Annotated in this window: 20 protein-coding genes; 10 read left to right on the top strand and 10 right to left on the bottom strand. The window is 74.5% G+C overall.

Features of this window, described 5'->3' with window-relative positions; all coding sequences use genetic code 11:
• Nucleotides 1-26: 26 nt before the first annotated feature.
• Nucleotides 27-383 carry an RDD family protein gene (locus tag EDD32_RS16120; protein ID WP_246006180.1) on the top strand — a complete coding sequence of 119 codons (357 nt, stop codon included), beginning with the start codon at nucleotides 27-29 and terminating at the stop codon, nucleotides 381-383.
• A gap of 141 nt (nucleotides 384-524) precedes the next feature.
• Here EDD32_RS16120 and EDD32_RS16115 read toward each other — a convergent pair whose 3' ends face one another.
• Genes EDD32_RS16115 through EDD32_RS16095 form a run of 5 tightly spaced genes read right to left on the bottom strand, consistent with a single transcriptional unit; the run spans nucleotide 525 to nucleotide 4,527 of the window.
• Entirely contained in the window at nucleotides 525-1,232 is a 708-nt protein-coding gene (locus EDD32_RS16115) for a DUF4191 domain-containing protein (RefSeq protein ID WP_123919108.1), read from the bottom strand.
• 57 nt (nucleotides 1,233-1,289) lie between these two features.
• Entirely contained in the window at nucleotides 1,290-2,300 is a 1,011-nt protein-coding gene (locus tag EDD32_RS16110; RefSeq protein WP_123919106.1) for a PHP domain-containing protein, read from the bottom strand.
• Between the two features lie 21 nt (nucleotides 2,301-2,321).
• Nucleotides 2,322-3,320, bottom strand: a complete 999-nt coding sequence (gene lipA, locus EDD32_RS16105) for a lipoyl synthase (RefSeq protein ID WP_123919104.1) — start codon at nucleotides 3,318-3,320, stop codon at nucleotides 2,322-2,324.
• 36 nt (nucleotides 3,321-3,356) lie between these two features.
• Complete coding sequence (gene lipB / locus EDD32_RS16100) at nucleotides 3,357-4,037, bottom strand: lipoyl(octanoyl) transferase LipB (RefSeq protein WP_123919102.1); 681 nt, start codon at nucleotides 4,035-4,037, stop codon at nucleotides 3,357-3,359.
• Between the two features lie 43 nt (nucleotides 4,038-4,080).
• Nucleotides 4,081-4,527: a MarR family winged helix-turn-helix transcriptional regulator gene (locus tag EDD32_RS16095; protein ID WP_123919100.1), complete on the bottom strand. Its 447-nt coding sequence runs from the start codon at nucleotides 4,525-4,527 to the stop codon at nucleotides 4,081-4,083.
• A 123-nt stretch (nucleotides 4,528-4,650) separates the two neighbouring features.
• Here EDD32_RS16095 and EDD32_RS16090 point away from each other — a divergent pair, with 123 nt between their 5' ends.
• Together EDD32_RS16090 and EDD32_RS16085 are read left to right on the top strand one after the other, a co-directional pair.
• Nucleotides 4,651-6,972 carry an MMPL family transporter gene (locus EDD32_RS16090; RefSeq protein WP_246006179.1) on the top strand — a complete coding sequence of 774 codons (2,322 nt, stop codon included), beginning with the start codon at nucleotides 4,651-4,653 and terminating at the stop codon, nucleotides 6,970-6,972.
• A gap of 93 nt (nucleotides 6,973-7,065) precedes the next feature.
• The gene (locus EDD32_RS16085; protein WP_123919098.1) at nucleotides 7,066-8,376 is read left to right on the top strand and encodes a serine/threonine-protein kinase; all 1,311 of its coding nucleotides are present in this window, start codon (nucleotides 7,066-7,068) and stop codon (nucleotides 8,374-8,376) included.
• A gap of 107 nt (nucleotides 8,377-8,483) precedes the next feature.
• Here EDD32_RS16085 and sucB read toward each other — a convergent pair whose 3' ends face one another.
• From sucB to EDD32_RS16070, 3 genes are all read right to left on the bottom strand, one after another.
• Nucleotides 8,484-10,355, bottom strand: coding sequence for a 2-oxoglutarate dehydrogenase, E2 component, dihydrolipoamide succinyltransferase (gene sucB / locus EDD32_RS16080; protein ID WP_123919096.1), 1,872 nt, complete (start codon nucleotides 10,353-10,355; stop codon nucleotides 8,484-8,486).
• A 24-nt stretch (nucleotides 10,356-10,379) separates the two neighbouring features.
• Entirely contained in the window at nucleotides 10,380-11,774 is a 1,395-nt protein-coding gene (gene lpdA, locus EDD32_RS16075) for a dihydrolipoyl dehydrogenase (RefSeq protein ID WP_123920618.1), read from the bottom strand.
• 134 nt (nucleotides 11,775-11,908) lie between these two features.
• The gene (locus tag EDD32_RS16070; RefSeq protein ID WP_123919094.1) at nucleotides 11,909-13,372 is read right to left on the bottom strand and encodes a leucyl aminopeptidase; all 1,464 of its coding nucleotides are present in this window, start codon (nucleotides 13,370-13,372) and stop codon (nucleotides 11,909-11,911) included.
• A gap of 44 nt (nucleotides 13,373-13,416) precedes the next feature.
• Between EDD32_RS16070 and EDD32_RS16065 the strand changes: the two genes are divergently transcribed.
• From EDD32_RS16065 to EDD32_RS16055, 3 genes are read left to right on the top strand one after another with little or no spacing between them, the layout of a single operon-like run.
• Nucleotides 13,417-13,770, top strand: coding sequence for a hypothetical protein (locus EDD32_RS16065; protein WP_123919091.1), 354 nt, complete (start codon nucleotides 13,417-13,419; stop codon nucleotides 13,768-13,770).
• Nucleotides 13,767-14,267 (top strand): hypothetical protein, encoded by a 501-nt coding sequence (locus EDD32_RS16060; RefSeq protein WP_246006178.1) that lies wholly within the window; start codon nucleotides 13,767-13,769, stop codon nucleotides 14,265-14,267. The genes EDD32_RS16065 and EDD32_RS16060 overlap by 4 nt, the downstream gene beginning before the upstream one ends.
• Nucleotide 14,268: 1 nt before the next feature.
• On the top strand, nucleotides 14,269-15,324 hold the full coding sequence (locus tag EDD32_RS16055) for a quinone-dependent dihydroorotate dehydrogenase (RefSeq protein ID WP_123919088.1): 1,056 nt from the start codon (nucleotides 14,269-14,271) through the stop codon (nucleotides 15,322-15,324).
• Nucleotides 15,325-15,392: 68 nt separating this feature from the next.
• Here EDD32_RS16055 and EDD32_RS16050 read toward each other — a convergent pair whose 3' ends face one another.
• Nucleotides 15,393-16,406 (bottom strand): aldo/keto reductase family protein, encoded by a 1,014-nt coding sequence (locus EDD32_RS16050; RefSeq protein ID WP_123919085.1) that lies wholly within the window; start codon nucleotides 16,404-16,406, stop codon nucleotides 15,393-15,395.
• A gap of 22 nt (nucleotides 16,407-16,428) precedes the next feature.
• Entirely contained in the window at nucleotides 16,429-16,998 is a 570-nt protein-coding gene (locus EDD32_RS16045; protein WP_123919083.1) for a DUF3043 domain-containing protein, read from the bottom strand.
• A 41-nt stretch (nucleotides 16,999-17,039) separates the two neighbouring features.
• On the opposite strand from EDD32_RS16045, the gene EDD32_RS16040 reads away from it, so the two are divergent.
• From EDD32_RS16040 to EDD32_RS19930, 4 genes are all read left to right on the top strand, one after another.
• Nucleotides 17,040-18,401, top strand: a complete 1,362-nt coding sequence (locus EDD32_RS16040) for a dipeptidase (protein ID WP_123919081.1) — start codon at nucleotides 17,040-17,042, stop codon at nucleotides 18,399-18,401.
• Nucleotide 18,402: 1 nt separating this feature from the next.
• Entirely contained in the window at nucleotides 18,403-19,587 is a 1,185-nt protein-coding gene (locus tag EDD32_RS16035) for a glycerate kinase (RefSeq protein ID WP_170175329.1), read from the top strand.
• Between the two features lie 145 nt (nucleotides 19,588-19,732).
• Nucleotides 19,733-20,086 carry an iron-sulfur cluster insertion protein ErpA gene (erpA, locus tag EDD32_RS16030; RefSeq protein WP_123919077.1) on the top strand — a complete coding sequence of 118 codons (354 nt, stop codon included), beginning with the start codon at nucleotides 19,733-19,735 and terminating at the stop codon, nucleotides 20,084-20,086.
• Nucleotides 20,087-20,195: 109 nt separating this feature from the next.
• The gene (locus EDD32_RS19930) at nucleotides 20,196-21,158 is read left to right on the top strand and encodes an FKBP-type peptidyl-prolyl cis-trans isomerase (RefSeq protein WP_123919075.1); all 963 of its coding nucleotides are present in this window, start codon (nucleotides 20,196-20,198) and stop codon (nucleotides 21,156-21,158) included.
• Nucleotides 21,159-21,303: the final 145 nt, after the last annotated feature.

The following is a 21,303-nucleotide window of genomic DNA, read 5'->3' as shown; positions in this document are numbered from 1 at the left end:
CTCCGAAGAGCCGGTAAACTCTCCCGGTGACCGCGCCCGTCTCCGTCCCCGTCGCCACCCTCGGCCGCCGCCTCGTCGGACTGGCCGTGGACTGGGCTCTCGCCTCGGCGATCAGTGCCGGCTTCCTCGGCTACGAGCCCATGGCGACGCTCGCCGTGTTCGCCCTCATGACGTGGCTCATGGTCGCCACGCTCGGCGCCACGATCGGCCACGTGGTGGCGGGTCTCGCGGTCCGCACCCCCGCCGGCGGACTCCCCGGCCCGGTGCGCGCGCTCGCACGCACGGTGGGGCTGTGCCTGGTGATCCCCGCGGTGGTCTGGGGCCCCGACGGTCGCGGCCTGCACGACGTGTGGGCGGGGACCGTCGTCACACGGGTGCGCTAACCGACGAGTCGGCCCCGCGAGATTGACCGGCCACGGCTACGAAGCAGAAGAGTCCGTCGGGCTGGGCCTGACGGACTCTTCGGCCTGACGGTCACACCACCAGGGACGGAGGCGGACTCGACGACCCTGTGCGAGCAGGGTTCAGCGGCCCTTCATGCCCTTGCGGTCGGGACGCGCACGCATGGGGTCGACGCCCTTGGGGATGGGCAGCCTGGTCCCGCCGAGCGCCTGGATCCGGCGGGCGACCGTGGCCACCTCGGCGGCGGTGAGGGTCTTCTTGAGCTTGCGGACGGTCTTGCCGAGCTTCGCGAGCGGCACCTGTCCCTCGTCGTTGCCCGCCTGCACCAGGTGGACCGGGACGTTCGGCGCGACCCGGGCGACCTTGCGCCGCTCGTCCTCGAGGAGGCGCCGCACCCGGTTGGCCGGGCCCTCGGAGACCAGCACGATGCCGGGCCGGCCGACCATGCGGAACACGAGGTCCTGGGTGCGCGGGTTCACCGCGACCGGCTCCTGCTCGAAGTTCCATCCCTTGGTCTGGCCCAGGACGGCCCCGACGGCCCCGGTCCGGCCCTCGATCTGGCTGTAGGCCGCCTTCTCGGTCTGGCGCGAGAGCACCACGAGCATGAGTGTCAGCGCCAGCATGAGGCCGAACAGGCCCGTGTACCACGGGTGGCCCCAGATGAACCCGATGATGAGGGCGAGCCCCATGACGGCCACGAAGACACCCAGGAGGATCCACGTGATGAGGGGGTTGACCTGCCGGGTCAGCCGGTAGGCGTCACGGACGTTGTGGTACCAGCGCTGCTTCTGGGGCTTCGGCGCGGCGTCGTCGGAGTTCTTGCGGGCCATGACGGTCAAGCCTACCGTCCGGGGGCAGGGGCCACGCCGTCGGCGCCGGACGGGTCGTCAGGCCGTCCACGCCAGGAGGTCGTCGACGGCGAGGGTGTTGACGATCCGCGCCCGGGCCAGGCCGGCCGCCTGCGCGCGGGCGCAGCCGTGGTCGAGGAGCTCGAGCTGACCCGGCGCGTGGGCGTCGGTGTCGACGGCGAAGACGCAGCCGGTGTCGCGGGCGAGGTGGAGCAGCTCGGTGGGCGGGTCCCGTCGTTCGGGCCGGGAGTTGATCTCGACGGCGACGTCGAAGCGCCGGCACGCCTCGAAGACGATCTCCGCGTCGAAGCTCGAGGGCGGCCGCGTCCCGCGCGAGCCGGTGACGAGTCGGCCGGTGACGTGCCCCAGGACGTCCACCCGCGGGTTCGCGACGGCGGTGACCATGCGCCGGGTCATCGCCGCGCTGTCCATCCGCAGCTGGGAGTGCACGCTCGCCACGACGACGTCGAGTGCGTCGAGGAGGTCCTCGTCCTGGTCGAGGGAGCCGTCCTCGAGGATGTCGACCTCGATGCCGGTGAGGATCCGGAACGGTGCGAGCTCGGTGTTGAGGCGGGCCACGACGTCGAGCTGCTCCCGCAGCCGCGCGGCCGTCAGCCCGCGGGCGACGGTGAGCCTGGGGGAGTGGTCGGTGAGGGCGAGATAGGAGTGGCCGAGGTCCACGGCCGCGGCGGCCATCGCCGCGATCGGGGCCGTGCCGTCGGACCAGTCCGAGTGGGTGTGGAGGTCGCCGGTGAGCCAGCCGCGCACGACCTCCCCGCCCGTGACGACCGGGTCCCGCGCGCCGTCCTCGAGCTCGGCCAGGTAGGCCGGGACGTCCCCGGCGGCCGCCTGGTACGCCACCGCGGCCGTCTTCGGTCCGACGTCGGGGAGGTCGGTCAGGGTGCCGGCCCGCAGCCGTGCGCCGATCTCGTCGGGGGCGAGCGCGGCGAGCCGTCGGGCGGCGCGCCGGTACGCCCGGACGCGGTGCGGCTCGGCCAGCTGCCGCTCGAGCAGGTAGGCCACGCGCTCCAGGGCGCCGACGGGGTCCACCCGGCCGAGGCTACGCCCGGCTCACCGCACGAGCGCGGCAGCCTCCTGGCGGGACGTCCGGGCCTCGGACAGGTGCGCGAGGTGCTCGGGCACGGGCCGGCCCTTGCGGGCCATCGCCTGGCCCCACAGCCGACCGGCGCGGTAGCTCGAGCGCACCAGCGGTCCGGACATGACGCCGAGGAAGCCGATCTCCTCGGCCTTGTCCGACAGGGCGACGAACTCCTCGGGGCGGACCCACCGGTCGACCGGGTGGTGCCGCACCGACGGGCGCAGGTACTGGTTGATGGTCAGCAGGTCGCAGCCGGCGTCGTGGAGCATCTCCATCGCCTCGACGACCTCCTCGAAGGTCTCGCCCATCCCGAGCATGAGGTTGGACTTGGTGACCAGGCCCTCGTCGCGGGCGGAGGTGAGGACACCGAGGGAGCGCTGGTAGCGGAAACCGGGCCGGATGCGACGGAAGATCCGCGGCACCGTCTCGACGTTGTGGGCCAGCACCTCCGGCCGCGAGGAGAAGACCTCGGCGAGCTGCTCGGGCACGGCGTCGAAGTCGGGGATGAGCAGCTCGACGCCCGTCCCGGGGTTGAGGGCGTGGATCTGGCGGACCGTCTCGGCGTAGAGCCAGGCTCCGCCGTCGTCGAGGTCGTCGCGGGCCACGCCGGTGATCGTGGAGTACCTCAGCCCCATCGTCCGGACCGACTCGGCGACCTTGAGCGGCTCGCCGCGGTCCAGGGCCGAGGGCTTGCCGGTGTCGATCTGGCAGAAGTCGCAGCGCCGCGTGCACTGGGAGCCGCCGATGAGGAACGTGGCCTCCCGGTCCTCCCAGCACTCGAAGATGTTCGGGCAGCCGGCCTCCTCGCACACCGTGTGCAGGCCGCCGCCGTGGACGAGCTGCTTGAGGTCCCGGTACTCAGGGCCCATCGTGGCGCGGGTCTTGATCCAGCTCGGCTTCTTCTCGATGGGGGTCTCGGCGTTGCGTGCCTCGACCCGCAGCATCCTGCGGCCCTCGGGAGCGATGGTCACGTGGTGCCTCTCCTCGTCCGTTGCTTGGTGACGATCCTACGTCGGGGTCCCGGCGGGCGCCGTCGCGGGCCGGGACGCGGCCGTGAGCGGGCCGAGCGCCTCGGCGAGGTGCCGCTGGAGGGCCTCGGCGATGTCCGTGGGCCCGATGCGCCGGCCGGTCTCGGCGGACAGCGAGGTGACGTCGGCGTCCTCGATGCCGCAGGGCACGATCCGGTCGTACGCCGCGAGGTCGACGTCGGCGTTGACGGCGATGCCGTGCATCGTCACCCCCCGCGCCACCCGGACGCCGACGGCGCAGAGCTTGCGGTCGCGACCGCGGTCGTCGGCCAGCACCCACACCCCCGAGCGGCCGGGAACGCGGGCGGTGGCCACGCCGTAGGCGGCGGCGAGGTCGATGACGGCCTGCTCCAGCGCCCGCACGTACGCCACGACGTCGACCGGCTCACGGAGCCGGACGATGGGGTAGACGACGAGCTGGCCCGGGCCGTGCCAGGTGATGCGCCCACCGCGGTCGACGTCGATGACGGGGGTGCCGTCGGTGGGGCGGTCGCGCGTGGCGGTGCGCCGGCCCGCGGTGTAGACGGGCGGGTGCTCCAGCAGGAGGACCGTGTCCTCGAGGTCACCGTCGGCGACGCGGGCGTGGAGCGCGCGCTGGAGGTCCCACGCCCGCTGGTAGTCCGTCAGGGAGGTCCCCAGGTCGATCTGCTCGAAGCGCACGGGACGATCGTAGGCCGGTGGCGGCCGCGGTCGGCCCGGCCGCTCATCCCGCGGGCGGCTCGAGGACGAGGAGGAGCAGGCGCCGGAGCTCCGCCACCTCGGCCGCCGTGAGCGCCGCGCTGGCCAGGGCCTCGACCGCGCCGGGGTCGTCGAGGGCGGCGAGCGTCGTGCGGCCGTGGTCCGTGATGGCCACGACCTGACGGCGGCGGTCGGAGCCGTGTCGCCGGCGCTCGAGGTACCCGGCCCGCTCGAGCCCCACGGCCATCCTGCTGACCGCCTGCTCGCTCACCCCGAGGGCGGCGGCGATCTCGCGCTGCGAGCGGGGACCCCCCGCCAGGACGGCGAGCAGGGGGAGTGTGGCGTGGGACAGCGACCACCGCTGGAGGTAGTCGTCCCAGGACCGCTCGACGCGCCGGGCCGCGGCGGAGAGCAGGCGGCCGGTGGGCCACGCCGGCGGCGGGGTCGCGACACCGGGGCCTCGGGGATCCATCGGGGCATCCTTCCAGAGCGACGGCGGTCGGCCCGCGGAGGGGCCGGTTCGAGTCTTGCACGATCTAGGTAGCCAGGCTAGCGTTCACGGTGTTGAGCATCCGGTCCGTCCTGGAGGATCCCCGTGGCCACCCAAGCACCGCCCGCACCGACCAAGCGCCGCGTCCGCACCCGTTCTGCGGTCGCGCGGGCGGGTCTGATCCTGCTCGCGCTCGTCGTCTGGCTCCTCGTGGGCGCGTTCGGGGGGATGGCCCAGGGGACGCTCTCCGCGGTGCAGGAGAACGACAACGCGGCCTTCCTGCCCGCGAACGCCGAGTCCACGCGGGCGGGGGAGCTCTCGGCGCAGTTCAGCGACGAGACCACGCTGCCTGCGCTCGTCGTCGTCGAGGCCGCGGACGGGGGCAGGCTCGACGCCGGTCAGGTCGAGGCCGTCGGGACATTCGCCGAGGCCGTCCCGGGCATCGAGCTGCCCGGCGGCGGGACGCTCGGTGACGTCCTCACCGGCCCCGTCGTCGCTGTCCCGTCCGAGGACGGTGCCGCCGTGCTCGTGCCGGTCCCCCTGGACGCCACGGTCGCGAACGAGCTCGCCGGGGAGAGCGAGGAGCGGGTCGTCAACGCCGCCGTCGCCGAGCTGCGGGCCCTCGCCGCGGACGAGCTGTCCGGCGTCAGCACCTGGGTGACGGGTCCGGCGGGTGCCATCGCCGACCTCGTCACCGCCTTCGGCGGGATCGACGGCATCTTGCTGCTCACCGCGCTCGTCGTCGTGTTCGTTATCCTCATCCTCGTCTACCGCTCGCCCAGCCTGCCCTTCGCGGTCCTGCTGACCTCGGTCTTCGCCCTGGCCGCTGCCGCCCTCGTCATCAAGCCCCTCGCAGGTGGCGGGGTCCTGCAGCTCAACGGCCAGAGCCAGGGCATCCTCTCGATCCTCGTCGTCGGAGCCGCCACGGACTACTCCCTGCTGCTCGTCGCGCGCTACCGCGAGGAGCTCACCCGGCACGCCCACCCCGCCGACGCGATGAGGGTCGCCTGGCGGGCGTCCCTGGAGCCCGTCCTGGCCAGCGCCGGTACCGTCATCGTCGGCCTGCTGTGCCTGCTGCTGTCCGACCTGGGGTCCAACTCGAGCCTCGGCCCGGTGGCGGCCATCGGCATCGCCTCGGCGGTCCTGGCGGCCCTCACCCTGCTGCCGGCCTTCCTCCTCCTCGCCGGTCGCCGGTCGCGGTTCATCTTCTGGCCGCGGACCCCCCGCTACATCGGCGCCGACGTCGTCGACGGGGCGCAGGTCGCTGCGCGCGGCTCGGCGCGGCCCGGGATCTGGGAGCGGGTCGCCACGTTCGTCACCTCCCACGCGCGGCCGGTCTGGGTCGTCACCGCCCTCGTCCTCCTCGCGGCCGCCGCGTTCGTGCCCACGCTGCGTGCGGAGGGCACCAGCGACTCCGACATCTTCCTGGCCGAGACCGAGTCGGTGGCGGGCGAGGCCGTGCTCGCCGAGCACTTCGACGCCGGGCAGGTCCAGCCGGCGGTCGTCATCACCGCCGAGGCGAACGCGGCGGACGTCATCGCCGCCGCGGAGACCGTCCCCGGCGTCACCGGGGCGGCGCTCGTCACCGAGGCCGCGGGTCCGCCCGCGGGGGTGGACGCCGAGTCGGGTCCGCCGGCCGGGGCGGACACCGAGGCGGGTCCGCCCGCGGGGGTGGACACCGAGTCGGGTCCGCCGGCCGGGGCGGACGCCGAGGCCGAGGCGGTCGTGGTGGACGGACTGGTCCGGATCGACGTCGTGACCGAGGACGCCGCGGAGACCCAGGCAGCGGTGGCGACCGTGCGCGAGCTGCGCACCGCCGTGCACGCGGCCGACGCCGACGCCCTCGTCGGCGGCGCAGCGGCACAGCGCCTGGACACGCAGGACACCGCCGCCAAGGACCTGCGGACCATCATCCCGGTGGTCCTCGTGGCGATCTTCCTCATGCTGGTGCTCCTCCTGCGGGCGGTCGTGGCGCCGCTGGTGCTGCTCCTGGCCAACCTGCTCTCCTTCGGGGCGACCATGGGCATCAGCGCGATCGTGTTCAACCACGTCCTGGACCTGCCCGGCGCCGACGCGACCGTGCCGCTGTACGGCTTCGTCTTCCTCGTCGCGCTCGGCATCGACTACTCGATCTTCCTCATGACCCGGGTCCGGGAGGAGTCGCTCGTTCGCGGCACCCGGGAGGGGGTGCACCGCGGCCTGGCCGTCACCGGCGGCGTCATCACCTCGGCCGGGCTCGTGCTCGCGGCCACGTTCAGCGCGCTGGCGGTCATCCCGCTGCTGTTCCTGCTGCAGCTGGCGTTCATCGTCGCCTTCGGCGTGCTGCTCGACACCTTCGTGGTGCGCTCCCTCCTCGTCCCTGGACTCGTCCACGACCTCGGGCGCCGCACCTGGTGGCCGTGGCAGCGTCGGGTGCCGTTGGACTGACGGCGGCCCACAGCGCCCTCGGCGCACCCTCGTCGTCCACAGCACGAGCGAAGGGGGGTGCGCGAGGAGGTGCCCGGCTGGTTCGCTCGCACCATGAGCGCGACACGCACGGGTGCTCCCGAGGTGCCGGGGTACCGGGTGGGGGCGCCCGTGGGCTTCGGCGCGACCGGCGCGGTGTGGGCCGCACGTGACCCGGACGGCCGCGCGGTCGCGCTCAGCGTCCTGCGGCTGGCGCCGGACGAGCGCGGCGCGGCCCAGCTGCGCCGCCTGGCCGCCCTGCGCGGAAGCCACCACCCTCACCTGCCCCGGGTCCTGGACGTGATCAGCCTCGGCGGGGACCGCTGCGCCCTCGCGTGCGAGCTCGTCGAGGGACCCACCCTCGCCACGGTGCGCACCGCCCGGGGTCCGCTCACCCCCGCCGAGGCGGCCACCCTGCTCGACGCGCTCGGCTCCGCCCTGGGCCACCTGCACGACCGTGGTGTCGTCCACGGCGACGTCTCGCCCGCCAACGTCATCCTCACCGGGGGCGGCCGGCCGGTGCTGACGGACCTCGCCGGCGAGGTCACCCGGGAGGCCGGGACGCCGGGCTTCGTCGCTCCCGAGCGGGCGGGCGGGGCGCCCGCGTCGGCGCCCGGAGACCTCTGGTCCCTCGCCCGCACGCTCCTGTGGGCGGTGGCGGACGATCCCGTGGTGGGTGACGTCCTGAGCCCAGCCCTTCGTCCCGCACCGGAGGAGAGGCCCGCAGCGCGGGACCTCGCGGCGTGCGCGCCCGTACTTGCCGACCGCGTCCCCGTGGCCCTGCCGGCCGATGCCGACCTGGCCGCCGCTCAGCTCCGGTCACGGGCCGGTCAGCCCCCGACGGCGCTCGCCGCGCCCGGCCGGTGGCGGACCCGGACCCGGCGGCTGCGCCGTCGTCGACCGCGCTCACCCATCCCGCTGCTCGTCGCCCTGGGGCTCGGCGTCGGAGTGCTCGGTGGTGCGGCGGCGGCGCGGTCCGCAGCACCGGCGACCGGCGGCCCGGACGCGGTCCTCGAGCAGCTCGTGGCCGCCCGGGACGAGGCTCTGACCGCCGGTGACGCCGGCGGTCTGGCTACCCTCACCGTGCCGGGCAGCGCCCCGGCCGCCGCCGACGCCGCGGTCGTGCGTGCGCTGGGGGGCACCCGGCCGCGAGGGCTGAGCACCACCGTCGTCGACGTCCGGGTGGTCGAGCACGGACCCTCGCGGCTGGTGCTCGAGGCGGTCACCCGGCAGTCCGGGTACACCCTCACCGGGCCCGCCGAGCACCGGGCGGTGGGACCGCAGCCGGAACGCTGCACGCGCTACACCCTGGCCGGCCCGGCGCCGTGGCGGGTGGGCGCGACGGCTCCGTGCAGCCTCGCGGGGGGTGACCGCGCGGCCGGGTGACGGCGCAGCGGCCGGGTCATCTCCTCGGTGACGCGGCGAGGTCCGCGCGACGCGGCGGCCCCGCACCGGACAGTGCCGGTGCGGGGCCGCGGTGGTGGCGCAGTGCCCTAGAGGCCGACCTCGGCCTCGAACGCGCCCTCCTCGAGCCGGGCGCGCACGGCGCTGAGGAAGCGCCCGGCGTCCGCGCCGTCGACCAGGCGGTGGTCGTAGGTGAGGGACAGGTACATGATCGAGCGGATGGCGATGGCCTCGTTGCCGTCCGCATCGGTCACCACGGCGGGACGCTTGACGATCGTGCCCACCCCGAGGATGGCGACCTCGGGCTGGTTGATGATCGGGGTGTCCATGAGCAGGCCGGCCGACCCGGTGTTGGTGATCGTGAAGGTCGAGCCGGAGAGCTCGTCCGGGGTGACCTTGCTGTCACGGGTGCGGGCGGCAAGGTCGTTGATCTTCTTCGCGATCCCGCCCAGGGTGAGGTCCCCGGCGTCCTTGATGACCGGGACGAGGAGACCGCGCGGGGTGTCGACCGCGATGCCGATGTGCTCGGCGCCGTGGTAGACCACCTGCTCGCCGTCGATCGTGGCGTTGAGCTTCGGGTGGCTCTTGAGCGCCTCGGTCGCCGCCTTGACGAAGAACGGCAGGAAGGTCAGCTTCGTGCCCTCGTTGGCCTGGAACGACGACTTCGCCCGTGAACGCAGCGCGGCGATCCGCGTGACGTCGACCTCGACGACCGAGGTGAGCTGGGCGGAGGTGTCGAGCGACTCGCGCATCCGCTTGGCGATGACCTTGCGCAGGCGCGACATCTTCTCGGTGGTGCCCCGCAGCGGGGAGGGCTCGGCGGCCTTCCTCGGGTGGGTCGCCGCGGGCTGAGCGGGCTGGGCCTGCTCTGCGGCGGTCTTCTCCGCAGCCGCCTTCTGGGCAGCCTCGGCGGCAGCCTCGACGTCCTGCTTGCGGATGCGTCCACCGACGCCGGTTCCGGTGAGGGTGGCGAGGTCGACGCCCCGGTCGTTGGCGAGCTTGCGCACCAGCGGGGTGATGTAGGACGTCGACGCCGCCTCGGCGGTCGGGGCCGGCTCGGACGGACGGGCCGGGGTGGACGGCGGACCGGCCTGGGGCGCCTCGACCGGCGGCTCGGTCCGGTGCTGGCCGGACTCCTTCTCCACGGTGGCCTGGTCGGCCGGCTCCTCGGCTGGGGCCTCCTGCTCGGGCGCCTCCTGCGTGGCGGACGCCTCGGCCGCCGGCTTCTCGGCCGCCGGCTCCTGGGCGGGAGCCTCCTTCGCCGGGGCGGCGACGGCGCCTGCCTCGCCGACGATGGCCAGCTGCGCACCGACCTCGACGGTCTCGTCCTCCTGGACGAGGATCTTCAGGACCGTCCCGGCCAGGGGCGAGGGCACCTCGGTGTCCACCTTGTCGGTGGAGACCTCGAGGAGCGGCTCGTCGACCTCGACGGTGTCGCCCTCGGCCTTGAGCCAGCGGGTGACGGTGCCCTCGGTGACGGACTCACCCAGGGCGGGCATCGTCACCGGCTCGCCGGATCCGGACCCACCGCCGGACCCGCCCTCGGAGGGCGCGTTCTCGGTCGCCTCGGACTTGGCCTCCTCGGCCGGCTTGGCGTCCTCGGCGCCCGGCTGGGCGGCCTCGACCTCCTCGGCAGCGGGAGCCTCGCTCGCGGCCGGGGAGCTCTCGTCGGCGGCAGGCTCCTCGGCGGGCTCCTCGGCCGGGGCCTCGCCCCCGCCGCCGGAGCCGTCGCCGATGACGGCGAGCTCGGCGCCGACCTCGACCGTCTCGTCCTCCTCGACGAGGATCCTCTCGATGACCCCCGCCACCGGGGAGGGCACCTCGGTGTCGACCTTGTCGGTCGAGACCTCCAGCAGCGGCTCGTCCACCTCGACCGACTCGCCGACCGCCTTGAGCCATCGGGTGACGGTGCCCTCGGTGACGGACTCGCCCAGTGCGGGCATCTTCACGGACTCAGACATGTCCTGGCGTCTCCTTCGATCGGGTCAGTTGTGGGCGTGCAGAGGCTTGCCGGCAAGGGCCAGCGCGGCCTCGCCCATCGCCTCGTCCTGCGTGGGGTGGGCGTGGACGAGCGCCGCGACGTCCTCGGGGTAGGCCTCCCAGTTCACCATGAGCTGGCCTTCGCCGATGAGCTCGCCGACCCGCGCACCGAGCATGTGCACCCCGACGATGGGACCGTCCTTCTGCCGGACGAGCTTGACGAAGCCCGTGGTCTGGAGGATCTGGCTCTTGCCGTTGCCACCCAGGTTGTACTCGACCGACTCGACCTCGCCGTAGGCCTCCTTGGCCTCGGCCTCGGTGAGTCCCACGGAGGCGACGTTCGGCTCGCAGTAGGTCACCCGGGGGATGCCCGACTCGGCGATGACGGCCGGCTTGAGGCCGGCGATCTCCTCCGCGACGAAGATGCCCTGCTGGAACCCGCGGTGGGCCAGCTGGAGCCCGGGGACGATGTCACCGACGGCGTAGACGTTGCCGACACCGGTGTGGAGGCGCTCGTCGGTGAGGACGAAGCCACGCTCCATGGGGATGCCGTTGTCCTCGTAGCCGAGGTTGGCGGTCGCGGGGCCACGGCCGACGGCGACGAGGAGGAGCTCGGCCTCGAACGTCTTCCCGTCCTGGGTGGTGACCTTGACGCCGTCATCGTTCTGCTCGACGCCGGCGAACATCGTCTTGGTCTGGAAGGCGATCTTGCGCTTGCGGAAGGCTCGCTCGAGGCCCTTGGAGAGCGCCGGGTCCTCGTTGGGCACCAGGTTGGGCAGGCCCTCGATGATCGTGACGTCGGCCCCGAAGGAGTTCCACACGGAGGCGAACTCGACGCCGATGACCCCGCCGCCCAGGACGATGGCGCTCTTGGGGACGTAGTCCAGCTCGAGGGCCTGCTCGGACGTGATGACCCGGCCGCCGATCTCCAGGCCGGGCAGGGTCTTGGAGTACGAGCCCGTCGCGAGGATGACGTTCCTGCCCCGGTAGCGGGTGCCGTCGACCTCCACGGTGTCCTGCGCGACGAGGCGGCCCCAGCCGGCGATGAGGTCGACCTTGCGCGAGGAGACCAGTCCCTGGAGCCCCTTGTACAGGCGGGCGACGATCCCGTCCTTGAAGCTGTTGACCTTGGCCATGTCGATGCCGCCGAGCGTGCTCTCCACACCGACGCCGGCGCTCTCGCGGATCGTGTCGGCGACCTCGGCGGAGTGCAGCAGCGCCTTGGTGGGGATGCAGCCGCGGTGAAGGCAGGTGCCGCCGAGCTTGCCGGCCTCGATGAGAGCGACCTTCAGGCCGAGCTCCGCGCCCCGCAGGGCCGCCGCGTACCCGCCGCTCCCGCCGCCGAGGATGACGATGTCGTAGTCCTGCGTTTCAGCCACGTACCTCTCCTTGAGCACCATGGTCGGCCCCGGTTGGGCCGGATCCGCCGTCATCATTCCACTCCCGTGCCGTGAGGGCCCATTCGGGCGCGGGGTGCACCCGCGCGGCGGCGGGCCCGGCCGGGGCGCCGTGCCCCGGGGCACGGCGCCGACGGCTAGCGGGCGGCCGCGGCCTCGAGCAGACCCAGGAGGGTCCGCAGCCCCATGCCCGTGCCGCCCTTGGGGGTGTACCCGAACGGTTTGGCGTCGTTGTACGCCGGACCGGCGACGTCGAGGTGGGCCCAGGGCGTCTCACCCACGAACTCCTTGAGGAACAGGCCCGCGACGAGCATCCCGCCGAAGCGGTCGCCCATGTTGGCGATGTCCGCGACCGGGGTCTTCATCGACTCGCGCAGCTCGACCGGCAGCGGCATGGGCCAGAACTGCTCGCCGCCGGCGTCCGCGGCGGCGGCGACCTGCTCGCGCACCTCCTCGGTGCCCATCACGGCGCCGACGCGGTTGCCGAGGGCGATCATCTGGGCGCCGGTGAGCGTCGCGATGTCCACGAGGACGTCGGGGTTCTCCTCCCGGGCCGCGACGAGCGCGTCGGCCAGGACGAGCCGGCCCTCGGCGTCGGTGTTGAGGACCTCGACGGTGGTCCCGCCGCGGATCGTGATGACGTCGGAGGGCCGCTGGGCGGTGCCGGAGGGCATGTTCTCGGCGAGCGCGAGCCAGCCGGTCACCCGGACGGGCAGGGCGAGCTCGGCGGCGGCGAGCACGGTGTGCAGGACCGTCGCGGCGCCGGCCATGTCGCACTTCATGGTCTCCATGCCCTTGGCCGGCTTGATGGAGAGTCCGCCCGAGTCGAAGGTGATGCCCTTGCCCACGAGGGCGTAGTGGGCGCGGGAGCGCGCGGGCGCGTACTCGACCCGCACCAGGCGCGGCGGGCGCACCGAGCCCTGACCGACGGCGAGGAGTCCGCCGTAGCCGCCCTCGGCGAGGTCCTGCTCGTCCAGGACGGTCACCGTGACCGCGCTGCCCTCGGCGGCGGCCCTCGCCTCGTCGGCGAAGCTCGCCGGGTACAGGTGGGCGGGGGAGGCGTTGACGAGGTCGCGCACGCCGCGCACCGCGGCGCCGACGATCCGGGCGCGCTCGGCGGCCGCCCGCGCGGCCTTGTCCTTCGCGGCCGGGGTGGCCACCTCGACGCGCGCCACGGGGGCAGGGTCGGACGACTTGTAGCGGTCGAAGCGGTAGGCGCCGAGCAGGGCGCCCTCGGCGACGGCGCCGACGACGGCGGCGTCCCCGGCGGGCAGCGCGAGGACGACGTGCTCGGTCCCGGCGAGGGAGCGGACGGCGGAGCCGGCCGCGCGCCGCAGCGCCTCGTAGGTCAGGTCCTCACCCACACCGGTGAGCACGAGGACGTCCGCGGCGACGCCGTCGACGGCCGGGATGCGCACCACCTCGTCGGCACTGCCGCTCACGCCCAGGGCGGGCAGCAGCGCGGTGAGGGCGGAGGCGGCGCGCCCGGGGAGGACGTCACCGAGGAGGCGGGGGCCGTCGGTCGTGCGGGCGACGCCGACGACGAGGGCGTCGGCGCCGATGCGGGCGGGGTTCTTCGAGGTCAGGTCGAGGTCGGTCACCGTCCGATGCTAGCCCGGCGGCCCGGGGGCGATAATCTCGCCGGGTGCTCACGACCGTCGTCCTCGCCGCCGCCCTGGCCGGCGCGCTAGCGCTGTGGGCCGCCTGGTTCGCGCTGAGGGACCGCCCGGTGGTGCTGCGCCAGCTGGTCGCGGGCGGCGCCGTGGAGGTCGCGCTCCTGGCTCAGATCGTCGTGGGGATCGCCGCCGCCGCCGGCGGCAGGTCCCCGGCGGACCCCTGGACGTTCTGGGGCTACGTGGTCACCGCGGTCGTGCTGCTGCCGGTCGCCGCGGTCTGGGCGATGGCGGACCGGACACGGACGAGCTCTGTCGTCCTGCTCGTGGCGTGCGTGGCGATCATGGCCATGCAGGCCCGGGTGTGGCAGGTGTGGGCAGGATGACCGAGGAGGACGACATGACCACCCGCGAGGACGTCCGCGAGCCGGGGTACGCCCCGGTGAGCACGACGTCGACCACCGACACCCGGCGACCGGCCTACGGGTTGGGCCGTGTGCTCATCCTCGTGTACGGCATCTTCGCGGTGGCGGCGACGGCGCGCGCGACGGTCCAGCTGCTCCGGGACGCCGGGGAGGCCCCGTTCGCCTACGGCCTCTCCGCGCTGGCCGGCGCGGTGTACGTCGCCGCGACGGTGGCGCTGGCCCACAACGGGCGCCGGATGCGGCGCGTCGCGTGGGTGGCGGTGGGTTTCGAGCTGGTGGGCGTCGCCGTCGTCGGCACGCTGAGCCTGACCCGGCCCGACCTCTTCCCCGCGGACACGGTCTGGTCGCGCTACGGCAGCGGCTACGGCTTCGTCCCGGCGGTGCTGCCGGTGCTGGGCCTGGTCTGGCTCTACGTCTCGAGCCCGGCGCGGGTGGCCGCCCGGGCCGAGCGGCGCTGAGATGTACCAGGTCCTCTTCCGCACCCTCGCGCTGCGCCTCGACCCCGAGCGGGCGCACGTGCTGGCGATGGGACTGATCCGGTCGGCGGCGCGCGTCCCCGGCCTCGCGGGCACGCTCCGGGCCACCCTCGGCAGGCGACCCGCCCGACCCGTCCCGGCCAGGTCGGCGGGCGGACCCCTGGCGCGGCCGGTCCCGGGGGTCCTCGGGCTCGCCGCGGGCATGGACAAGGACGCGGACACCGTGCTGGGCATGGACATGCTCGGCTTCGGGTTCGTCGAGGTGGGCACCGTCACCGCCGTCGCCCAGCCGGGCAACGAGCGCCCCCGGCTGTGGCGCCACGTCGACCGGCGGGCCCTGCGCAACCGCATGGGCTTCAACAACCGCGGCGCCGCCGCCGCCGGGGAGCGGCTGCGACGGCTCCGGGGGACCCGGCGGGGGCGCGCGGTGGTGGTCGGGGCCAACATCGGCAAGAGCAGGGTGACCCCGCTCGAGAGCGCCGGGGCGGACTACGTCACCAGCGCCCGGGCGGTGGCGCGGTGGGCGGACTACCTCGTGGTCAACGTCTCCTCGCCCAACACCCCCGGCCTGCGCGACCTCCAGGCGGTCGACGCGCTGCGGCCCATCCTCGCCGCGGTGCGTGACGCGGCGCGGGAGACGGCCGGGCGGGAGGTGCCGGTGCTCGTCAAGATCGCCCCCGACCTGGCCGACGCCGATCTCCACGCCGTCGCGGACCTGGTCCTCGAGCTCGGCCTGGGCGGGGTGGTGGCGACGAACACGACGATCGACCACGACCTCGGCCCCGGCGGCCTGTCGGGCGAGCCGCTGCGCGCCCGCGCGCTGGACGTGGTCCGGCTCCTGCGGACACGGCTGGGGGAGGGACCGGTGGTCATCGGCGTCGGTGGCATCGCCACCCGCGCCGACGCCGAGGCGATGCTCGACGCCGGCGCGGACCTCCTCCAGGCGTACACGGCGTTCATCTACGAGGGTCCGGCCTGGCCGGGCCGGCTCAACCGCGCCCTCGCCGGCCGCGCGACCCGGGGTCGCGGCGGCCGCTGAGGCCGGCGGCCGCTGAGGCCGGCGGTCGCGGCGGCCGCCGAGTGCTGCCACGCGGCCGCCGTGCCCGGTCAGCTGGGCCGGGTGTGCGGGGCGTTCTCCCAGGTCTTCGCCGGGTCGCGGACGACCCGGTCACCGAGGGTCTCGTCGATCCTCGCCATGAGCTCGGCCGGGATGCGCACGCCGGAGGCGACGACGTTCTCCGCGACCTGCTCCGGCCGGGAGGCCCCGATGATGGCCGCGGCGACGTTGTCGTTCTGCAGGACCCAGGCCACGGCCAGCTGGGCCATCGTCAGGCCGAGCTCGTCCGCGACCGGCCGCAGGCTCTGGACACGGGTGAGGAGGTCGTCGTCGAGGAAGCGCTTGATCGTGTCGGCGCCGCCCTTCTTGTCGGTCGCCCGCGACCCCTTGGGCAGCTTCTCCCCGGGCAGGTACTTGCCCGTCAGGACACCCTGGGCCACCGGGGACCACACGATCTGGGACAGCCCGAGCTCGCTGGAGGTGGGGACGACCTCGTCCTCGATGACCCGCCAGAGCATCGAGTACTGCGGCTGGGACGAGATGACCTGGAAGCCCAGCTCGCGGGAGTGGTCGTGGGCGAAGCGGATCTGCTCCGCGGTCCACTCCGAGACGCCGATGTACAGCGCCTTGCCGGCGCGCACGACGTCGGCGAAGGCCTGCATCGTCTCCTCGATCGGCGTCTCCACGTCGAAGCGGTGCGCCTGGTAGAGGTCGACGTAGTCGGTGCCCAGGCGTCGGAGGGAGCCGTCGATGGACTCCATGATGTGCTTGCGCGACAGGCCCGAGTCGTTGGGACCCTTCGGGCCGGTCGGCCAGTAGACCTTGGTGAACAGCTCGAGGGACTCGCGGCGCTGGCCCTTGAGCGCCTTGCCGAGAACCTTCTCGGCCTTGCCGTTGGCGTAGGCGTCGGCGGTGTCGAACGTGGTGATCCCGGCGTCGAGGGCGGCGTGCACGCAGGACGTCGCCACCTCGGCGTCGACCTGGGAGCCGTGGGTGAGCCAGTTGCCGTAGGTGATCTCGGAGATCTTCAGGCCGGAGCGGCCGAGATAGACGTGGTTGACCATGCCCTCGATCGTAGGTGCCCGATCAGGCCGGGTACTCCCCGCGCCCGACCTGCGGACGGGGCTGGCGCATGCGACGGAAGTAGAAGTTGCGCGAGAACGCGTAGAACCCGGTCCACCGGGGGACCTTCTCCTCGCCGAACCGCGCGGCGAGCTTCTTCTTCAGCCGCCACACCATGAACAGGGAGTCGGCGATCGCGAGGACGAGGACGCCGTACATCGCCAGCACGAGGCCGCCGGCCAGCTGGGGGTACGCGCCGGCGAACATCATGACGACGATCATCACCAGCGCGAGCGGCAGGAAGAACTCGGCCACCGACCAGCGGGCGTCGACGTGGTCGCGGGCGTAGCGACGCACCGGGCCCTTGTCCCGCAGCGGCAGGTACCGCTCGTCACCGGTGCGCATCGCCTCCTGCTGACGGGCCCAGGACTCGTTGCGCTGCTCGCGCGCGCGGCGCCGGGCCTCCTTGCGGTCCTCGGGCACCAGCGGGCGGCGGTTGCGCGCCTCGGCCTGCTTGCGCTTGGGCGTGGGGCGGCCCTTGCCGGGGAGGACGGGTTCCGGCTCTGGCTCGACGGGGGTGCGGCGTCCGATCACCCCAGCAGGGTAGTCGACGCGGCGGCGGTAGCCTCGACGCCGTGACTGGAGTCGACGATCTCGCCCGGCGCACCCGTGAGGCCTTCCCCCGGGTGCGCGCCGACCTGGAGGACCTGGTGCGCATCCCCAGCGTCTCCTCCGACGCGTTCGACCAGGCGCACGTGCGCGCCTCGGCGGAGGCGGTGGCGGCGCTGCTGCACGGCGCCGGCATGACCACGGCCGAGGTCCTCGAGGTGACCACGGCGGACGGACGGACCTCCCGCCCCGCCGTCGTGGCGCACCGGCCCGGCCCGCAGGGCGCGCCGACGGTGCTGCTCTACGCCCACCACGACGTCCAGCCCCCCGGGGAGGCCGGGGGATGGACCTCGGACCCCTTCGAGCCCGTGCAGCGCGGTGAGCGGCTCTACGGCCGCGGCGCCGCGGACGACAAGGCCGGGGTCATGGCGCACGTCGGGGCGTTGCGCGTCCTGGGCGACGAGCTCGCCGTGGGCGTCACGGTCTTCGTCGAGGGTGAGGAGGAGATCGGCTCGCCCACCTTCACCGACTTCCTCCACGCCCACCGCGACCGTCTCGCCGCCGACGTCATCGTCGTCGCGGACTCCGGCAACTGGAAGATCGGCGTCCCGGCCCTGACGACGTCGCTGCGCGGTCTGGTCGACTGCGAGGTGGAGGTGCGGGTGCTCGACCACGCCGTGCACTCGGGCATGTTCGGCGGCCCGGTGCTCGACGCCGTCACCCTCATGGCCCGCCTGGTGGCCACCCTCCACGACGCCGCGGGGGACGTCGCCGTCGCCGGTCTCGTCGCCCGTGACGACGCCGACGTCGACTACCCCGAGGCGGACCTGCGTGCCGACGCCTCGGCCGTCGACGGCTACCGCCTCGCCGGCACCGGAGCGCTGAGCGCCCGCATGTGGACCAAGCCGGCCCTGTCCGTCATCGGCCTGGACGCGACGTCCGTCGCCCAGGCCTCGAACACCATCGCCCCGGTCTGCCGGGCCAAGCTCTCGATGCGCATCGCGCCCGGCCAGGACCCCGCGGAGGCCGAGCGGCTGCTCCACGACCACCTCCTCGCCCACGCGCCGTTCGGTGCCCGCGTCAGCGTCACCCCCGGCGAGCGCGGCCAGGCGTTCGACGCCGGCGGCGACTCCGAGGAGATGCGCACCGCCCGCTGGGCCTTCGCGCAGGCCTGGGACCACGAGCCGGTCGACATCGGCGTGGGCGGGTCGATCCCGTTCATCGCCGAGCTCCGGGAGGTCTTCCCCGAGGCGAAGATCCTCGTCACCGGTGTCGAGGACCCCGACTCCCGCGCCCACAGCGAGGACGAGTCCGTCCACCTCGGCGAGCTCGAGCGGGTGGTCCTGGCCGAGGCCCTGCTCCTGGCACGTCTCGGCGGTCGGGTCTGAGGTGCGGGTCCTCGTCGCGACGGACCGGTTCGCCGGGGCCGTCACCGCCGCCGTCGCGGCCACGGCGCTGGCCGAGGGCTGGCGGGAGAGCGTCCCGTCCGACGTCGTCCGGACACTGCCGCTCTCCGACGGCTCCGCCGGCCTGGTCGACGCCGTCGGCGCGGCGCTGGGCGGTCGGCTCGTCCCGGTGACCGTCCCGGGACCGCTCGGCGCCGCCGTGCCCGCCACGGTCCTGCACGTGCCCGGTCAGGCGGGCGGGACCGCCTTCGTCGAGGGGGACCAGGTCCTCGGCACCCACCTCGCGGCCGACCGCACCGAGGCCGCCGTCCGGGGCACCACCAGCGGGCTCGGGGCGCTCGTCCTCGCCGCCCTGGCCACCGGCGCCGGCCGGGTCGTCGTGGGCCTGTCGGTCCCCGCCGCCGCCCACGACGGCGGGGCCGGCCTGCTGGCGCAGCTGGCGGGCGGCGAGGCGGCGGACCCGCTCACGAGCGGGGGGCTCGCCCTGGCGGGCCTGGCGGCCGACGGTGCGGCGGCCGTGGTGTCCGCCGCGCGGGAGCGGCTCGCCGGCGTCGACGTCGTCCTGGCGCTCAGCGACGACGCGCCCCTGCTGGGGCTGCACGGCGCCGGTGCCGTCCTGGGTCAGGACCCGGCGGTGGGACCGGCCCGCGCGCAGGACCTCGAGCGGGCGCTGGGGCGCGGGTGCGACGTGCTGGAGCGCTCGGCACCGCCGGCCCCGCGCCGCTCCCTGCTCGCGGTCGAGCCCGGGTCCGCCGGCACCCGGCTGGCCCGCTCACCCGGCACCGGAGCAGGGGGCGGCAGCGCGTTCGTCCTGCAGCTGCTGGGCGCCCGGGCCCTGCCCGGGGCCGAGGTCGTCGCGACGGCCGTGGACCTCGCCGGCGCCGTCGCGGAGGCGGACCTCGTCCTGACGGGAACGGCCGTCCTGGACGCCCGGAGCCTGACCGCGTCGGTGGTCGCGACCGTGGCGCGCGCCGCCCTCCCGCGCGCGCTGCCGGTCGTCGCCGTCGCCGACGAGGTCCAGACCTCCCGGCGGGAGGTCTCCCCGCTCGGCATCAGCGCCACGTACGAGGTGCTCGATGGCGGACGCCGGCGCCGTCCGGGGGCGGGGGAGGGGCTGAGCGCCCTGCGGGCGCGTGGGGGGCGGATCGCCCGGACGTGGTCGGTGTGAGCCCACCGCGGGGCGGCGGTGGGATCGGTCACGATCGGCACGGATCGTGCGTCCGGACCGGCGCACCACGTAGGCTGGCCGGGAACAAGGTCGCTCCCGGTGCAGTTCATCTCATCGGGAGCCCATCGACGAAGCGGAGATACCCATGAGCGAGTCCACCGAGCAGCTCACCACGCACGGCGTGGAGCTCACCGACGTCGCGGCCACCAAGGTCAGGACCCTCCTCGAGCAGGAGGGGCGCGACGACCTGCGCCTGCGCGTGGCCGTCCAGCCCGGCGGGTGCTCCGGCCTCATCTACCAGCTGTACTTCGACGAGCGGGTCCTCGACGGCGACGCCGTCCGGGACTTCGGCGGCGTCGAGGTTGTCGTGGACCGCATGAGCGTGCCCTACCTCGACGGCGCGACGATCGACTTCGCGGACACCATCGAGAAGCAGGGCTTCACCATCGACAACCCGAACGCCACCGGCTCCTGCGCCTGCGGCGACTCGTTCCACTGAGCCACCCCGCCCCGCGCGCGGCCCCGCCGACCATGCCGGCCGGGGCCGTCGTGCTGCCCGGGGGGCGCTCGAGCGCCGCCCACCGCCTGACCACCCCCGAGGAGACACCGTGCGCCGCCCCGTAGCCCTGACCAGCCTCGCCCTCGCCGCTGCCCTGACCCTGGGAGCCTGCTCCTCCGGCGACGGCGAGGAGTCGCCCACGGCCGAAGGGACGTCCACCGCCTCGGCGGACGCCACGCCGGCCGGCGACGAGCTGCCCACCGTGGCCGGCGCCTTCGGCGAGACCCCTGAGATCACGTTCCCCGGCAGCGGTGCGCCCGCCGAGCTCGAGGTCGAGGTCCTGGAGCCCGGCGACGGTGCCGAGGTCGGCGCCGACGACTACGTGGTCGCGAACTACGCCGGACAGGTGTGGGACGGCGAGGTCTTCGACAGCTCCTTCGAGCGCGGCGCACCCACCGGCTTCAGCCTCAACCAGGTCATCCCCGGCTGGAAGGAGGGCCTGACCGGCACCAACGTAGGCGACCGGGTCCTCCTGTCCATCCCGGCCGAGCTCGGCTACGGCGACAACCCCCAGGGCGAGGTCATCGAGGCCGGGGACACCCTCGTCTTCGTCGTCGACGTCGTGGGCACCTACGCCCCCGACGCGACCGGCCAGGCGGACGCCACCGCCGTCGACCCCGCGCCCGAGCTGCCCGTGACCGTCGAGGGCGCACTGGGCGAGGTCCCCAGCCTCACGGTGGACGAGGGCGCCCCCGAGCCCACCGAGCCGGTCGTCACCGTCATCGCCAACGGCACCGGTGACGCGGTGCCCGCCGAGCCCGGCTCCACCGTCGTGGTGCAGTTCGCCGAGACGCTGTGGGACAACAGCCAGAGCGCGAACACCTGGGAGACCTCCGGCGTCACCGGTGTGACCCTGGGGCAGGGCTCCGTCTTCGACAAGCTCGCCGGCGTCCCGGTCGGCTCCCGCGCCGTGATCCAGATCCCCGGCACGCCCGCCAGCGACACCGCGGAGGCGTCCCCCTCCCTCGCCGCCGTCGTCGACGTGGTCGGGGCCCACGGCCCGACCGCCTGACCCGACCGGCCACGGCCCGGTCCGCACCCCACGGGGGAGCGGACCGGGCCGTCGCCGTCCGGCCCGGCCCACGCCGGGTGAACCGGTCATTCCGGTCGCAGGGCGCCGTTCCAAGGTGACAGAACGTCAAATTCCCCGTCCGGAA

This window comes from Georgenia muralis, from assembly GCF_003814705.1.
Lineage (GTDB): Bacteria > Actinomycetota > Actinomycetes > Actinomycetales > Actinomycetaceae > Georgenia > Georgenia muralis.
This window is presented reverse-complemented; position numbering and strand designations above follow the sequence as displayed.

Bases quoted from the DNA above. Each gene is read 5' to 3' on its own strand.
- erpA (WP_123919077.1), top strand. From the start codon at position 19,733: ATGAGCGAGTCCACCGAGCAGCTCACCACGCACGGCGTGGAGCTCACC.
- EDD32_RS16050 (WP_123919085.1), bottom strand. From the start codon at position 16,406: ATGGTCAACCACGTCTATCTCGGCCGCTCCGGCCTGAAGATCTCCGAG.
- EDD32_RS16115 (WP_123919108.1), bottom strand. From the start codon at position 1,232: ATGGCCCGCAAGAACTCCGACGACGCCGCGCCGAAGCCCCAGAAGCAG.
- lpdA (WP_123920618.1), bottom strand. From the start codon at position 11,774: ATGGTGCTCAAGGAGAGGTACGTGGCTGAAACGCAGGACTACGACATC.
- EDD32_RS16085 (WP_123919098.1), top strand. From the start codon at position 7,066: ATGAGCGCGACACGCACGGGTGCTCCCGAGGTGCCGGGGTACCGGGTG.
- EDD32_RS16055 (WP_123919088.1), top strand. From the start codon at position 14,269: ATGTACCAGGTCCTCTTCCGCACCCTCGCGCTGCGCCTCGACCCCGAG.
- EDD32_RS16060 (WP_246006178.1), top strand. From the start codon at position 13,767: ATGACCGAGGAGGACGACATGACCACCCGCGAGGACGTCCGCGAGCCG.
- EDD32_RS16095 (WP_123919100.1), bottom strand. From the start codon at position 4,527: ATGGATCCCCGAGGCCCCGGTGTCGCGACCCCGCCGCCGGCGTGGCCC.
- sucB (WP_123919096.1), bottom strand. From the start codon at position 10,355: ATGTCTGAGTCCGTGAAGATGCCCGCACTGGGCGAGTCCGTCACCGAG.